This is a genomic window from Colwellia sp. RE-S-Sl-9, assembly GCF_048296855.1.
Classification (GTDB): Bacteria; Pseudomonadota; Gammaproteobacteria; order Enterobacterales; family Alteromonadaceae; genus Pseudocolwellia.
This window is the reverse complement of sequence record NZ_CP182631.1, coordinates 3060819-3075623: the sequence shown is the minus strand read 5'-3', so window position 1 is coordinate 3075623 and position 14805 is coordinate 3060819. Positions and strand designations below refer to the sequence as shown.

Below are 14805 nucleotides of genomic sequence, written 5' to 3'. Positions count from 1 at the left end.
AGGTATTTTTTTTGATTGATATAGGTGTGAATTTAACCAACAATCGTTTTGATAAAGACGTAGATGAGGTTATATCTCAAGCTAATGAAAGTGGCGTGAGGCATTTGTTGGTAACAGGTACAAATGTGTTCGAAAGCCAAAAAGCTTTAGCGCTTTGTTTAAAGTACCCCCTATATTTATCTTGTACTGCTGGCGTACACCCGCACGACGCAGATAATGTATCTCATGATTATTTAGAACAATTACAATCGTTAGCTAGTCAGTCGAATGTTAAAGCCATTGGTGAATGTGGCTTAGATTTCAATCGTAATTTTTCAACGCCAACTAATCAAAAAAAAGTGTTTCACGAACAAGTCAAATTAGCTCAACAATTGCAGCTTCCTTTATTTCTGCATCAAAGAGATGCATTTAAAGAATGGTTTGATATTCTTACACCTTATTTTTCCAACGTTCCTCACATGGTTTCTCATTGCTTTACAGGTACAGCTGAAGAATTAAATTTATGTTTAGAAGCGAATATGTATATTGGTATAACTGGCTGGATATGTGACGAACGACGAGGTCAAGGTCTTCGAGATATTGTTAATAAAATACCTTTAAATAGATTAATGATAGAAACGGATGCACCTTATTTAACGCCTCGAACCATACGACCTAAACCCAAAAGCAGTAGGAATGAACCAAAATATTTACGCTATGTTGTAGAAGAAATAGCTAGATTAACCGATTATTCCGAACAAGATATTATTCAATATACGAGTAAAAACGCACAACGCGTCTTTGGGTTAGGGAATAGTTAATGATTCAAAAGTTAGCACTTACTTCAGCCCTATTTTGTGCCTTTATTCTTGCCGTGTTCTTTATTTATATGGCTGAGGGTGTTATTGGATTTCATTATGCTGATGTTAAAGAACATTTAAATGCTTATTCGTATCTACTAAATAACGTAGAAAACACTCATTTATCACATGAAGGCCGTTGTTTTACCGATGGTTTAGCTATCGGCTCGGCTTTTGCGTTAGCTTTTTCTATGCTATTTATCTATTTAGCTAATGGTAAGGTTACTGTTCTTTTGTTGTCAGGGTACTTCTTATCAAGTGCAATGTTACTTTCTGTTCTATTAGAATTTCCTCTTACTGTTTTTTCTACTCATTTTTATCAGCTATACGGCATTGATGTACCTATATTAGTCATAGTGTCTAAACTTATACTTATGTGGTTTTCGGTACTTATTTTTAAAGCTAAGGTAAACGCCACAAAAGCTTATTGGATAATTAAATCATCGTGCTGGATATTATTGTTTTACCTACCAGTCTGCTTCATGTTGCCAATAAAAATTAGCATTTACCTTAGTGTATATATTGAATTATCTATTAGTGCCTTATTAGTTATATTTGGTGTTTATTTAATTCAAAAATCTCAGCGTTTATCGACTTTATTTACCCTTTTTGTTTTTATTCAATTTATTTTCGCATTACTTAATGTTGTTGCTCTCTTTGGTTTTAGTATTGATATTTATCATCAATACCCTTACCTGTATACAATTTCATTTTGGTTAAGTGGCAGTATTACTGTGTTTATGTTGAGTCGAGGATATTATTATCAAATTCAAGATAAACAAATAGCAGAACAAAAGGCTCTGGCAAGTTTAGACAAGTCTAAAAAAGCTCAAGCTGAGTTATTAACACTACAAGAAGAGAGCCAAGAAAAATTAGAGAGTCGAGTACAAGAGCGCACATTAGAGTTAAATATAGCTCTACAAGAGCTTGAGAGTGCGAATAAAGAATTAGCTGAAAAGAACACACTCGATGAACTGACGGGATTATATAATCGTCGTTACTACGACCAAAAAGTATTAGCTGAATATCGTCGTAGCCGTCGTAATTTAACCCCTTTAAGTCTAGTGGTTATTGATATTGATCACTTTAAAAAGGTAAATGATAATCATGGCCATATTGCTGGAGATCAATGTTTAATATGGGTTGCAGGTAAAATCAAGGCTTCTTTGGGACGTGTGACTGATTTAGGGTGTCGTTATGGGGGGGAAGAGTTTTGTTTAATATTACCTGAAACGGATACTAAAGGTGCAATGTCGTTAGCTGAGACATTACGAGATTCTATAGAATCAGAGATTTTCGTTTTTGATCGAGTAGAAATACCTATGACTATAAGTTGTGGCGTTAGTACTTATTGGCAGCAGCCTGATATAACCCCTGAAAATATTTTCGCTGCAGCAGATGAAGCATTATACAGTGCTAAGAAAAATGGCCGTAATCAGGTACAGAAAAAAATACTTACTGGTACTACAGAGTCTTAATTAAGGTTAAAAAAATGAATAACACATTTGGTCAATACCCTGCTCGTCGTTTACGTAGAATGCGAGCAGATGATTTTTCTCGACGTTTAATGTCTGAAAACCAATTAACAGTTAATGATTTAATTTACCCTGTTTTTGTTTTAGAAGGCGAAAACCAAAGAGAAGCTATTAGCTCAATGCCTGGTGTAGAAAGAAAGAGTATTGATTTATTACTTGAAGAAGCTCAAGAGCTTGTTGATCTAGGTATTCCTGCTATAGCAATATTTCCTGTTACACCGAGTAATGCTAAATCACTAATGGCTGAAGAAGCTTATAATCCTGACGGTTTAGCACAAAGAACAGTAAAAGCTTTAAAAGCAAAATTTCCAAGCTTAGGTGTTATCACTGATGTTGCCTTAGATCCATTTACAACACATGGCCAAGACGGAATTATTGACGACAATGGCTATGTGCTGAATGAAATAACCAAAGACATTTTAGTTAAACAAGCGGTATCACACGCCCAAGCTGGTGCTGATATTGTTGCTCCGTCAGATATGATGGACGGTCGGGTTGGCGCTATTCGCCAAGCGCTAGAAGAAAATGGTTTTGTGAATACTAAAATTTTAGCTTATTCTGCTAAATATGCGTCTAATTACTATGGGCCGTTTAGAGATGCTGTCGGTTCTGCGGGAAATATTAAAGGGGGCAATAAATATTCATATCAAATGGACCCTGCCAATAGCGATGAAGCTCTACATGAAGTTGCACAAGATATTCATGAAGGTGCTGATATGGTTATGGTGAAACCAGGAATGCCCTATTTAGATATTGTTCGTAGAGTTAAAGATAATTTTCAAGTGCCTACCTACGCATATCAAGTGAGTGGTGAATACGCTATGCATGTAGCAGCTATTCAAAACGGTTGGTTAGCTGAAAAGCCTTGTGTTATGGAAGGGCTTCTTGCCTTTAAGCGGGCTGGAGCCGATGGGATTTTGACCTATTTTGCTAAAAAAGTTGCTTATTGGTTGAAGGAAGGCTCTTAAATTTTTAAAGGCTTATTCTATTTCCAGCAAATTTAAATACGCAATATGACTTGTTTAAGCTATTGTCTTTATCGATAAGTTTCGCGATCTTTCTATCGTTTTTAAGGATTTTTATAAATATATTGAATTAATAGTGGTACTTTTTCTGTTTATGCTCAAGAATATGTTTGCACTCCTATTTATAAAATAAGAGTACAAACATTGGAATAATAAAAAGGTCTGAAATGAAATACCAGGATTCCATTAAACAAGCAGATATCATATTGTCGCAAGCAATAAAGCAGTTACAACTTTGGTACTTAGCGGCTACACCTATAAACTATGCTGTTAGTTATGAATTTGTTGCGCAAACGAATAAAGCTCTTTCTGCTGCCATCAAATATCAGCTCTCTACAGGAAAAAAATTAGATAATTTTTACATGGAAGCTGTGTATCAACAATTTATTTTGGGGCAGAGTAAATTTAGAGATGACATGCTTGCTGAATTTGGCAGTTTGATAGACTTAGTGCAGACTAATGCAAACGACTCAGCAACTTCTGTAGATAGCTTTATTTCTGAATTAGATACTAATTTAAATGATTTGAAATCAGGAAATAAGGAAAAGGTAACCCACGCCTGTAGCAACTTAACTAAAGCAACTATCAAATTTAAAACACAACAACAGCGCTTAATAGAGCGATTACAAAAAGTACAGCAACATAGTAATCAGTTACAAGCAGAGCTTGAGGACGTTAGAAAAGAGATATATTTAGATCCACTTACCGGTTTACATAATCGTAAAGCCATGTCGAAACATATTGAAGCTTGGTATAAAGAAGATCCGAATAAAAGTGTTGCTGCAATTGTTATTAATGTTGACCAATATAGCCTAATAACACAACGCTTTGGCACACTTATAGGTGATGTTTTACTTTCAAAAATAGCCAATAAAATTGAAAGCTATGTTGATGGTAGCGGTTTACCTGTTAGAACCGGTGGAGATGAGTTTTTAGTTTTACTTCCCGAAGTTGATAGCCAAATAGCCTACGAAATTGGTGAAAAAATCAGGGAAGGTGTTGGTAAATTACGCTTTATTAGCAGTAAGTCAGGTGTTCGTTTACCGCAAATGACTATTTCAGTAGGTGTTAATAAATTTAATGTTTCTCAAAATGTTAATGCTGTTATCGATAAAACTCGAAATTCCATTAGTACTTAATTCAGCTATTAAAAGTAGGTTTCGCTATCATTGATTGCATCTATTAATGCATCGAGTGTTTTTTCTGAAAATACGGTAATATTGTGTTTTGTTAAAAGTTGAGTGGTAACCCCTTGCCCCATAATTTTGGTATTAGAAAACTCCCCATTATAAATAGTATTGCTACCGCAAGAAGGACTAGATTCTTTTAATAAAGCGAATTTGATATTATTTTTCAGACATACAGATAGCGTTTTTAATGCGCCATCATGAAAATTATCGGTTACATCTACACCTTGAATAGTAATGATTTTTTGGTCTTTTTGCTGAATTTCTGCAGGCTCTCTTGGTACAGGAAGTCCTCCTAAACATTCGGGGCAACCACTGATTAATCTATTTTCTTTTTTCCATTTTTCAATAGATTGATGAGTTAAACTTTGATGGCCTCCATCGTACCTAACATTTTCGCCCATAAAACAGGCACTAATAAATATTTTTTCCATCGTTAACGTGCTTCTATATTTTCTTTTATTAAGTTTAATAATGGGATATTAGGTGTCGTTTCGTTTTCAATCCAGCATGACTCACTATAACATTCAAAATTTAGCAAAAAATAATCATTTTGCCATTTAAAACGTGTGTATTCTCGATCAGCTCCTTGTGTTGTTTCAATAAGATAATGATCTTTTAGAAAGTTTAATACTAAAGAGGTTAATAGAGGGATATCTTCTTGATACCAACTCTCAACAAAAGTAATTTGCAAACTGGCTTGATTAACCAATTCAACAGACGATATTTTAAGAGTTTGAGCAATAGTCATTGATTAAATCCCTCATTTTTGTAGGGTTAAAATAGATAAATTCAATATTGACAAAGATCTTACTCTAAAAAACTTAAGATAATCGATATATTTTTTTCTATAATCAATGTAGTCTAAGTAATAATATCAACATACTTAAGTTTAGAGAGATAAATATATGAAAAAATTGACTATAGCTGTTGCATTAACAGCACTAATGGCATCTCCTGTCTTTGCGGGTGATATTGCTGCTGGTAAATCGAAAACTGCTATGTGTGCAGCTTGTCACGGAGCTATGGGGGTTTCTGCTGTTCCTATGTACCCTAACCTAGCTGGGCAAAAAGAAGCCTATATCGCTAAGCAATTAAAAGATTTTAAATCGGGCAACCGTAAAGATCCTGTTATGGCTCCGATGGCTATGGGTTTATCTGATGCTGATATTGAAAACGTTGCAGCATACTACGCAAGTTTAAAATAAGCTTTGTGTACCAATTAATATGAAAAGCGCCTTCTGGCGCTTTTTTTATATCCTAATTATTGTGCTGTTGGATCAGTTCTAAAAATGGCTGGCCATACCTTGCTAATTTAGTATCACCAATACCACTTATTGCTAGCATATCTCTAGAATTAAGAGGTTTAGCTTTGGCTAATTCTGAGAGTGTAGCATCACTAAATACAATGAAAGGAGCAATATCTTCAGCGTCGGCAATCTCTTTTCTCAGTGAACGTAATTTAGCAAACAATACTCTGTCGTATGTTTGATTAGGTTTATCTCTTTTCCAATAACTTGCTTTTTGTAGTCTTGGCGAAGCGAGCATAAGTGGTTCTTCAGCTTTTAATACGGATCTTGATGCTTCAGTTAAACAAAGGGCTGATTGTTGAGATATATCTTGTTGTAAAAAACCTAAATGAATAAGTTGCCTAACAATTGAAAACCAATAACCAGGTGCTTTTTCTTGTCCTATACCAAAGGTGGAAACTTGATCATGTTGTTTTTGTTTAATGGCTAGCGTGTGTTCACCTCTTAATACATCAATTACATGTTCTATATCGCCCTGCTGTTGAATACGATAAACACATGAAAGTACTTTTTGAGCCTCTATAGAAGCGTCAAATAAACTGGGAGGATCTAAACAAATATCACAGTTTCCACAGCGTTTTTGTGTATATTCAGCAAAGTAGTTCAAAACGACTTGTCTTCTGCAGGTTTGAGCATCAAAGAAGCCAATCATGGCTTGAAAGCGTTGTAGCTCTACATTGACTCTTTGTTCGTTTTCGCCTTCACTAATGCGCTTTTTGATGCGTTCTACGTCTTTAGCGTCATACAAAAACAAGGCTTCTGCTTCTAACCCATCTCGTCCAGCTCGACCTATTTCTTGATAATAAGATTCTAGCGTTTTAGGTGGTTCAAAATGAATAACATAACGGATGTTTGATTTGTTAATCCCTAAACCAAAAGCTATGGTGGCAACAACGACTTGAATATTATCTTTAGCGAAAGAGTCTTGGACGGTATTTCTTATTTCAACTTCCATGCCTGCATGGTAAGCCGCACAATTAATACCTGAATTACCTAAATACTTTGAAATTTTTTCAACTTGCCAACGGCTATTACAATAAATAATGCCACATTCATCACGTCGTTTTTTGATATAGCCCAGTAACTGTTGTTCGCCGTTATACTTTTCGGCCATGGTTAAGCGAATGTTAGGACGATCAAAACTATCAAGATGAATATAAGGGTTAACTAAATCTAATTGAGCCAATATATCTTTTCGTGTAGTTACATCTGCTGTTGCAGTAAGTGCCATAACCGGCACATAAGGGAAGCTTTGTTTAATGGTATTTAATTTTGTGTAGGCAGGTCGAAAATCGTGTCCCCATTGTGAAATACAGTGGGCTTCATCAATGGCAAATAAACTAATGTTAAGTTGCATTAACTCTTGTCTAAAATAGTAACTATTTAACCGTTCAGGAGCTATGTATAAGAGTTTTATTTTTCCTTGATATAAAGCCTGCATTGTTTGGGTTATTGTTGTTTGATCTAAGCTTGAATTAATATAAGCGGCTGAAATTCCTTGTAGCGTTAAGCTATCAACTTGATCTTTCATTAAGGCGATTAAAGGCGATATGACAATAGTTACACCGGGTAATAAAATTGCTGGTAACTGGTAGCACATGGATTTTCCGCCACCTGTTGGCATTAAAACAAGGCTATCTCTACCCATAAACAGTTGTTGGATAATATCTTCCTGTCCTTGACGAAAAGATTGATAACCAAAATTATGTTTTAACGTATCGAGTAGTACAGAGGTTGATATGCTCGGTTCAGCGTTGTTGATAACATTATTCTTCAGTGTAATGATAAGAATTGTATTTTAACGCAGCTGGAGCCAATGGTAGAGAATTATTTTGTTCCGTCATGATTTATTTGCTAATCTAAATAACAAACCAAGAGGTCAGATGAGTTTATGGTTAATAAAACAATAGCTTTACAAGTAATAGAGTTTTGGAATGAAAAAATGCCTTTTAATCAATTATTGGGTCTTAATATTACTCAGTTTGATAGTAAGCAATCGGAAGTAAGATTTTTATGGCAAGATAAACTCATTGGTAATCCTATTCAAAAAATCTTGCATGGCGGCGTTACTGCGGCAGCTTTAGATTTAGCTGGAGGCGTTGTAGCTGCAGCTAATATTCTTGATGGGTTAGAATTAACCTCTCCTGAAATGGTACATGACAGCTTAAGTAAATTGGGTACTATTGATTTAAGAACTGACTACTTGATACCGGGTAGAGGAAAAGAATTTATTGTGACTGCTCGTATTATTAGAGGTGGTACAAAAGTCGCGGTAGCTAGAATGGAAATGCATAATGAAAAAGGTGAACATATAGCGTTTGGCACCGGAACTTACATGGTGGGTTGAGCTATATCAGCTTCGGGTATAAATAGAGATAAACTTAATACGAAGCTGATATTCACTTAAAGCGCTTGTAAATTTGCGTAAGCGACAACTAACCATTTACTACCTACATCAGCAAAGTTAACTTGTATACGGCTTTGCGCACCTGAACCTTCATAGTTAAGTACAACACCTTCACCAAATTTTGCGTGCATAACAGACTGGCCTAATGAAAATCCTGTGTTGTCGAAGGTTTCAGTGGTAAAGGTGTTTGAAAATTTACCTGTACTTGCTGGTCGAGATACTTGATTTTGCAAGCGTATTTCTTCTGTACATTCGTTAGGTAATTCTCTTAAGAATCGGCTCGGTTTGTGATACTTTTCTTGACCATATAAACGTCGGCTTTCTGCATGACATAAGTATAACTTCTGCATAGCGCGAGTCATACCGACGTAACATAAGCGTCTTTCTTCTTCTAAGCGCCCTATTTCTTCAACCGATTGTTGAGAAGGAAACATGCCTTCTTCTAAGCCGGCAATAAACACTAATGGAAATTCTAATCCTTTAGCTGAATGCATAGTCATTAATTGCACTGCTGACTCATATTCATCAGCTTGAGATTCGCCTGATTCAAGTGCTGCGTGAGTTAAAAAAGAAGTCAGTTTTGTTTGCTCTTCTTCTAATTCAGGATCAACTTCAAAGGTTTGGCAAGCGGTGACTAGCTCATTTAAGTTTTCAATTCGTGCTTCTGCTCGTTCGCCTTTTTCGGCTTGATACATAGCTTTTAGACCACTATTTTTTATAACAAAATTAGCTTGTTGGTCTAAATTTAAATTACATGAGTCATCTTCAAGTTGATTAATAAGCTCAACAAAGTGAGTAATAACTTTTGCACTTCTACCTTTGAGATCTTGATTGTTGATCATATGTTGGCAAGCTTGCCATAAGGTAACATTCAGGCTTCTAGCGGCATCTCGTATTAGTGAAATACTTTGATTACCAATACCTCGCGTAGGTGTATTAATAATACGCTCAAAAGCAGCATCATCGTCTCTATTATTAATTAACCGCATATAGGCAAGTGCGTCTTTAATTTCTTGTCGTTCGAAGAAACGTTGGCCACCATAAATTCTGTATGGTAAACCACCTTGCAGTAAGGCTTCCTCGAGTAAACGCGATTGTGCGTTACTTCGATATAAAATGGCTACATCGCTTAATGACCCATTTTCTTTTTGCCAATCTTTAATTCTGCCTGCAATAAAGCGAGCTTCATCTATTTCGTTAAAGGCAGTATAAATAGATATTTTTTCGCCTGACTCGTCTTCAGTCCACAGGTCTTTACCTAAGCGATTGTTGTTATTTGAAATGAGTTGGTTGGCTGCATTTAGTATATTAGCGGTCGAGCGGTAGTTTTGTTCAAGTTTGATGGTTTGAGCGTTATCAAAGTCTTTTAAAAAACGTTCAATGTTTTCAATTTTTGCACCACGCCAGCCATAAATAGATTGATCATCATCACCGACTATCATCACTTTACTTGATGTTTTACCTAAAATATTTAACCAAGCATATTGAATACTGTTAGTATCTTGAAATTCGTCTACCAAAATGTGTTTAAAACGTTGTTGGTAATGTTCTAATAATACAGGGTTGTTAAGCCAAAGCTCGTGAGCTCTTAGTAATAATTCAGCAAAATCAACTAAACCTGATAAGTTACAAGCATCTTGATAGCCTTTGTATACTTTTACAAAGGTTTGCTCTGTAGGATCGTCGTACACTTCAATGTGTTGGGGACGAATACCTTCATCTTTCTTGCCGTTGATATACCATTGTAATTGTTTAGGTGGGTATCTTTTTTCATCAATATTGAGTGAACGAACAATACGTTTAACTAATCTTAATTGATCGTCAGAATCTAACACTTGAAAAGTTTGCGGTAAATTTGCTTCTTGAAAATGCATGCGCAATAAGCGGTGAGCTAAACCATGGAAAGTACCTATCCACATACCATGGGTATTACCACCAACCGTTTGTTCTACTCTAGCGCGCATTTCGGCTGCGGCTTTATTGGTAAAGGTTACCGCTAAAATACTATGAGACGATGCGTTTTCAACTTGCATAAGCCAAGCAATACGTTGTACGAGTACACGCGTTTTTCCACTACCAGCTCCCGCGAGTACCAGCATATTTTGTAGCGGAGCAGCGACAACGTCACGCTGTTTTTCGTTTAACGAGTCGAGTAATTGAGAAACATCCATAGATAAACCAAATTATTGATAAAGTTAAAAAAGCGTAAGGCTTTTTATAATAAAAATTGATGTAGTTCTTCTACATCAGATAATTCAAGATGAGGCAAAATAGATAAAGGTTTACCTACATTAAAACTAGATACCCAAGCGGTTTGGCAGCCAGCTAATATACCGCCTAAAATATCAGCCTTTCCACAATCACCTATATGCAAAAGCTCAGAAGGATGTATGTTTAAATGATTACAAGCATTATCAAACATATCTGAACACGGCTTTTGTCTATTTTGCTTACCTGAACTTTGCCCACCTGCATGATATACCGCACTAAAATATTGATTAAGTTCAATAGTATGGGTGTTTACATTACCATTACTGATGGCAATTAAGGGCCATTTTTTAGTAAGTGCAGATAATAAGTTATGTATGTTGTTAGGTACGCTAAAGTTGCTTCGGTGAAAATCAAAATGTGCTAACGCTTTTTCTGCTGCTTGACGAGCTTGTTTTTTCGCTATACCTAAATCAATCAACCCCAAATAGTAGCTTTCAATTCTTAAGGCTGAAACATCGTGTGTTAGCTCTGCGTTAAAAGCGATGGCTTTATTTTTGTATGGCGACCAAAAATTGATGTCGTACTCAGCTTGTATATCGGTAGTATTTTCAAGTAATTTAGGTAACTCTTTTTGAAAATAAGCAACCATAGCACTACCTGTTACCTGCATGATGGGATGATTGCTATATAGCGTATCGTCTAAATCAAAACTTATGGCTTTAAAAGGGGCTAGTCGACGATAAAATTTCATTAAACTTCTTTAAAGGTTAAATGTTGCTTAAGTAGTTTGGCTACTAGCTTTTTAAATTGGCTTAGTAACAATGTGTCCATTCTAGGATCAAAATGTTCAGCATCAGCACTGCTAATAGCTAAAAATCCTAACACTTCATTCTGGTGTTCTAACTTCACAAGTACTACAGAACCTTCAGTTGCTTGTGAAAACACGAGTTCTTGTTCGCTTTGCTGCAAGCGTCCAAAATAGTAGTCGTCTTTACCTAGCCTATTTTGAATAATACCGCCACAGTCATTTTTAATTAAGCTGTGGTGCTCAACTGCTATTGGTTTTGCTAACCATAATTTTAAATTTGATAACGATAAGAGTTCTGTCGTTGCTTGAAATAAACAATCCAGTAATTCATTCGCCGAGGTGCAATCAAGTAAGCGAAGGTATAAGTCGCTATACAATGAAAACAGCTGCTCGTTGTTATTCGCAATAGACATTAATTGTGTAATTTCATCTTCTAACGAATGAATTTTTAATCTCAGTTGTTGTTGCTGGCGCTCAACTAAAGAAACGGTTCCTCGTTGATGATCAGCAAGGCGTATGCTGGTTAATAACTCAGGATGTCGTGCGAAAATTTCAGGATTGTCTTGTAAATAACTCACCACAATATCATCTGAAAGTATTAGTTCTGCAGATTGCATTAAATTAGCCTTAGTTATTTTATTATTAGTGCTTGAACTCTTATCTGAACTCATAAATGTAATTGTCCATCAAAAACATGAACCGCAGGACCTGTCATTTTTACAGGGTTACCCGGGCCTTTCCAAAATATTTTTAATTGGCCTCCGGGTAATTCTACAGTAACTTCTTTTGCTAATTTTTTTTGTGTTTGTCCAATCACTACGGCTGCACATGCGCCGCTGCCACAGGCTAATGTTTCTGCGGCACCACGTTCATAAACGCGTAGTTTTATAAACTCAGGTGAAACCACTTCCATAAAACCTACATTAACGTCTTCAGGAAAACGTTCATGAACTGAAAGGGCTTTACCTAATGTTTCAAGTGGAGCATCTTTAACTGAATCAACTGTGATCACACAATGAGGGTTACCCATAGAAACAGCACCACATAAAACAGTTTCGTCGTCGCAGCGTAAAATATAAGTGCCTTCAGCTTTTTGAGCCGTAAAAGGTATTTTGTTTGGCTCAAATTGTGGTACTGGCATGCTTACCGTAACGTTTCCGTCGCGTTCAACAAACAGGGTCATTTTGCCTGATTGAGTTGAAACCTTAATTTTGTTTTTATTGGTTAAGTTTTTTAATCTAACAAACCGAGCAAAACAACGTGCGCCATTCCCACATTGACCTACTTCACTACCATCTGCATTGTATATACGGTAGTGAAAGTCTAAATCGGGGTCGTAAGGAGGCTCTACAACCAAAAGTTGGTCGAAGCCTACACCAAAGTTACGATCGGCAAGTTGTTTTATTTGTTCGTTCGACAAATAAACATTTTGGGTAACGTTGTCTAGTACTAAAAAATCGTTACCTAAACCATGCATTTTTGAAAAATTTACAAGCATTTACTTATTATTCTCATTACTAATTCTGTTTTTTCAATGAACTGTTTATGCTTAAGGAAGCAATGATTCGCCTTGCCAAAGTTGTTCTATTGTTTCGCGTTTACGGACCACATGAACGTCTTCACCGTCTACCATAATTTCAGCCACACGAGGTCGACTGTTGTAGTTAGAGCTCATGGTAAAACCATAAGCACCTGATGAACGTATAGCGAGTAAATCGCCTGCTTCAATCGCTAGCTCACGTTTTTTACCTAAGAAATCACCTGTTTCACAAATAGGACCCACTATGTCATAAGTTTTCGTTGGTGTATCTCTTTGTTCAACAGGAATAATCGCTTGCCATGCTGAGTATAATGACGGTCTGATTAAGTCATTCATTGCTGCATCGACAATAGCGAAATTTAACTCTTCGTTTGATTTTAAAAACTCAACTTCAGTAACTAATATGCCGGCATTCGCCATAATAGCGCGACCCGGTTCAAATATTAGCGTTATTTCACGACCTTCTAATTTATCGGCAATGGCTTTTGCGTATTGTTCTGGATGTGGTGGTTTTTCGTCGTCGTAACAAACACCTAATCCACCACCTACATCAATATGCGATAAGTTGATGTCTTTCGCCGCTAATTTATCTACTAGCGCTAATACACGATCTAATGCATCGAGAAAAGGTGCAACTTCTGTGATTTGAGAACCAATATGACAATCAACGCCTTTTACTGCAATGTTTGATAACTTAGACGCATAAACGTAAAACGCTTCAGCATCATCAATATTAATACCAAACTTATTGTCTTTTAATCCGGTAGAAATATAAGGGTGAGTACCGGCATCTACGTCTGGATTTACACGTAAAGAAATTGGGGCAACAACATTGAGTGATTTTGCTACGTTTTGAATGCGATCAAGCTCAGCGCCTGATTCAACGTTAAAACAGTAAATACCTTTATCAAGTGCGTACGCTATTTCATCAGAGGTTTTACCAACACCAGAAAATACCACTTTTTTAGGATCCCCGCCCGCTTCTAAAACACGTGCTAATTCACCTTTTGATACAATATCAAAACCTGAACCTAATCGAGCCATTACATTTAATACGGCAAGGTTACTGTTTGCTTTTACGGCATAGCATACAATGTGTGGACGACTACCAGCGGCGTTATCAAATGCTTTCCAATGTCTTTCAATGGTGGCTCTTGAATATATATATAAAGGTGTGCCATGTGCATTTGCAATGTCAGTTACTTTGCTGTCTTCAGCATATAAAGATGTATTTTTACGATTAAAAAAGTCCACCGGTGTTTCCTACCTTCTACTAGTGCTAATATTTAAATTTGTTTTATTGTTGACTCATTTCGGTCTTTTCAGGAGGATTAGGATCAACCTTTTCTAATGGTGTTTGATACAAAGGGCCTTTTATACCGCACCCCGTAATTGCCACCAAAGAGATAATACAGACCAAAATAATTGAAATTTGTTTACACATATTTGATTAATTCGATTTTTTTCCCATGATAGACGTTTTATAATCAGATTGGTATAACAGCGATCTTAAATAATTTACCAAATTAGGTATAAAGGACAATAAATGAACGATAGTGAATATAATATTGCAGCAGAAGATTTATTACTGGCTGTAGAAGAGTCTATTGAAGATTGCGGTCACGATATTGATTATGAAGGTTTTGGTGGTTTACTCACGTTAACATTTAAAAATACCACTAAAATTATCATTAATAAGCAAGCTCCTTTACATGAAATTTGGGTTGCCACTAAATTTAATGGTCATCACTTTCATTTTGAAAACGATCAATGGATAGATAAACGCGGTGGAGATGAATTTTGGCAATTTATTTCAGAAGCCGTTAGCGTGCAAGCTGAAGCTAAAATTTCATTACAAGCTAATTAACCTCAATTCGGGGTATCCATATCCGTAACCATTCAAGATGCTCTGAAATATGCACCTTGATTGGTAACGGAGATAT

The 14805-nt window shown here is 36.1% G+C and carries 16 protein-coding genes; 7 read left to right on the top strand and 9 right to left on the bottom strand.

The annotated features are described in order from the left end of the window. The first annotated feature begins 11 nt into the window (after positions 1-11). The 4 genes from ACM9HF_RS13315 to ACM9HF_RS13300 all read left to right on the top strand — a co-directional run bounded on the left by ACM9HF_RS13315 (position 12) and on the right by ACM9HF_RS13300 (position 4538). Positions 12-800 (top strand): TatD family hydrolase, encoded by a 789-nt coding sequence (locus ACM9HF_RS13315; protein WP_473609369.1) that lies wholly within the window; start codon positions 12-14, stop codon positions 798-800. Then, positions 800-2317, top strand: coding sequence for a sensor domain-containing diguanylate cyclase (locus ACM9HF_RS13310; protein WP_473609365.1), 1518 nt, complete (start codon positions 800-802; stop codon positions 2315-2317). The genes ACM9HF_RS13315 and ACM9HF_RS13310 overlap by 1 nt, the downstream gene beginning before the upstream one ends. A gap of 14 nt (positions 2318-2331) precedes the next feature. Then, a complete protein-coding gene (hemB, locus tag ACM9HF_RS13305) occupies positions 2332-3342 on the top strand; it encodes a porphobilinogen synthase (RefSeq protein WP_473609361.1) in 1011 nt (336 codons plus the stop codon). A 224-nt stretch (positions 3343-3566) separates the two neighbouring features. After that, a complete protein-coding gene (locus ACM9HF_RS13300) occupies positions 3567-4538 on the top strand; it encodes a GGDEF domain-containing protein (RefSeq protein WP_473609358.1) in 972 nt (323 codons plus the stop codon). Positions 4539-4546: 8 nt separating this feature from the next. Here the strand turns inward: ACM9HF_RS13300 and ACM9HF_RS13295 are convergent, their stop codons facing one another. Beyond that, a complete protein-coding gene (locus ACM9HF_RS13295) occupies positions 4547-5020 on the bottom strand; it encodes a 2-thiouracil desulfurase family protein (RefSeq protein WP_473609354.1) in 474 nt (157 codons plus the stop codon). A gap of 2 nt (positions 5021-5022) precedes the next feature. Further along, a complete protein-coding gene (locus ACM9HF_RS13290; RefSeq protein WP_473609350.1) occupies positions 5023-5337 on the bottom strand; it encodes a DUF3630 family protein in 315 nt (104 codons plus the stop codon). A 157-nt stretch (positions 5338-5494) separates the two neighbouring features. Between ACM9HF_RS13290 and ACM9HF_RS13285 the strand changes: the two genes are divergently transcribed. Next, a complete protein-coding gene (locus tag ACM9HF_RS13285) occupies positions 5495-5794 on the top strand; it encodes a c-type cytochrome (RefSeq protein WP_473609346.1) in 300 nt (99 codons plus the stop codon). A 52-nt stretch (positions 5795-5846) separates the two neighbouring features. Here ACM9HF_RS13285 and recQ read toward each other — a convergent pair whose 3' ends face one another. Further along, entirely contained in the window at positions 5847-7658 is a 1812-nt protein-coding gene (recQ, locus tag ACM9HF_RS13280; RefSeq protein WP_473618306.1) for a DNA helicase RecQ, read from the bottom strand. Between the two features lie 129 nt (positions 7659-7787). Here recQ and ACM9HF_RS13275 point away from each other — a divergent pair, with 129 nt between their 5' ends. Next, a complete protein-coding gene (locus ACM9HF_RS13275) occupies positions 7788-8243 on the top strand; it encodes a thioesterase family protein (RefSeq protein WP_473609343.1) in 456 nt (151 codons plus the stop codon). 56 nt (positions 8244-8299) lie between these two features. On the opposite strand, the gene uvrD is transcribed toward ACM9HF_RS13275, so the two are convergent. The 6 genes from uvrD to lptM are packed head-to-tail and all read right to left on the bottom strand — an operon-like array spanning position 8300 to position 14306. Further along, positions 8300-10474: a DNA helicase II gene (uvrD, locus tag ACM9HF_RS13270; protein WP_473609339.1), complete on the bottom strand. Its 2175-nt coding sequence runs from the start codon at positions 10472-10474 to the stop codon at positions 8300-8302. Between the two features lie 44 nt (positions 10475-10518). Then, positions 10519-11265 (bottom strand): HAD-IA family hydrolase, encoded by a 747-nt coding sequence (locus tag ACM9HF_RS13265; RefSeq protein WP_473609336.1) that lies wholly within the window; start codon positions 11263-11265, stop codon positions 10519-10521. Next, on the bottom strand, positions 11265-11993 hold the full coding sequence (locus tag ACM9HF_RS13260) for a DUF484 family protein (RefSeq protein ID WP_473609333.1): 729 nt from the start codon (positions 11991-11993) through the stop codon (positions 11265-11267). Before ACM9HF_RS13260 ends, ACM9HF_RS13265 begins: the two co-directional genes overlap by 1 nt. Next, complete coding sequence (dapF, locus tag ACM9HF_RS13255) at positions 11990-12820, bottom strand: diaminopimelate epimerase (protein WP_473609330.1); 831 nt, start codon at positions 12818-12820, stop codon at positions 11990-11992. Before dapF ends, ACM9HF_RS13260 begins: the two co-directional genes overlap by 4 nt. 51 nt (positions 12821-12871) lie before the next feature. Next, positions 12872-14116, bottom strand: a complete 1245-nt coding sequence (gene lysA / locus ACM9HF_RS13250) for a diaminopimelate decarboxylase (RefSeq protein WP_473609326.1) — start codon at positions 14114-14116, stop codon at positions 12872-12874. Positions 14117-14159: 43 nt separating this feature from the next. Beyond that, positions 14160-14306: an LPS translocon maturation chaperone LptM gene (gene lptM, locus ACM9HF_RS13245; RefSeq protein ID WP_473609322.1), complete on the bottom strand. Its 147-nt coding sequence runs from the start codon at positions 14304-14306 to the stop codon at positions 14160-14162. A gap of 102 nt (positions 14307-14408) precedes the next feature. Between lptM and cyaY the strand changes: the two genes are divergently transcribed. Then, the gene (cyaY, locus tag ACM9HF_RS13240) at positions 14409-14729 is read left to right on the top strand and encodes an iron donor protein CyaY (protein WP_473609318.1); all 321 of its coding nucleotides are present in this window, start codon (positions 14409-14411) and stop codon (positions 14727-14729) included. The last annotated feature ends 76 nt before the right edge of the window (positions 14730-14805 follow it).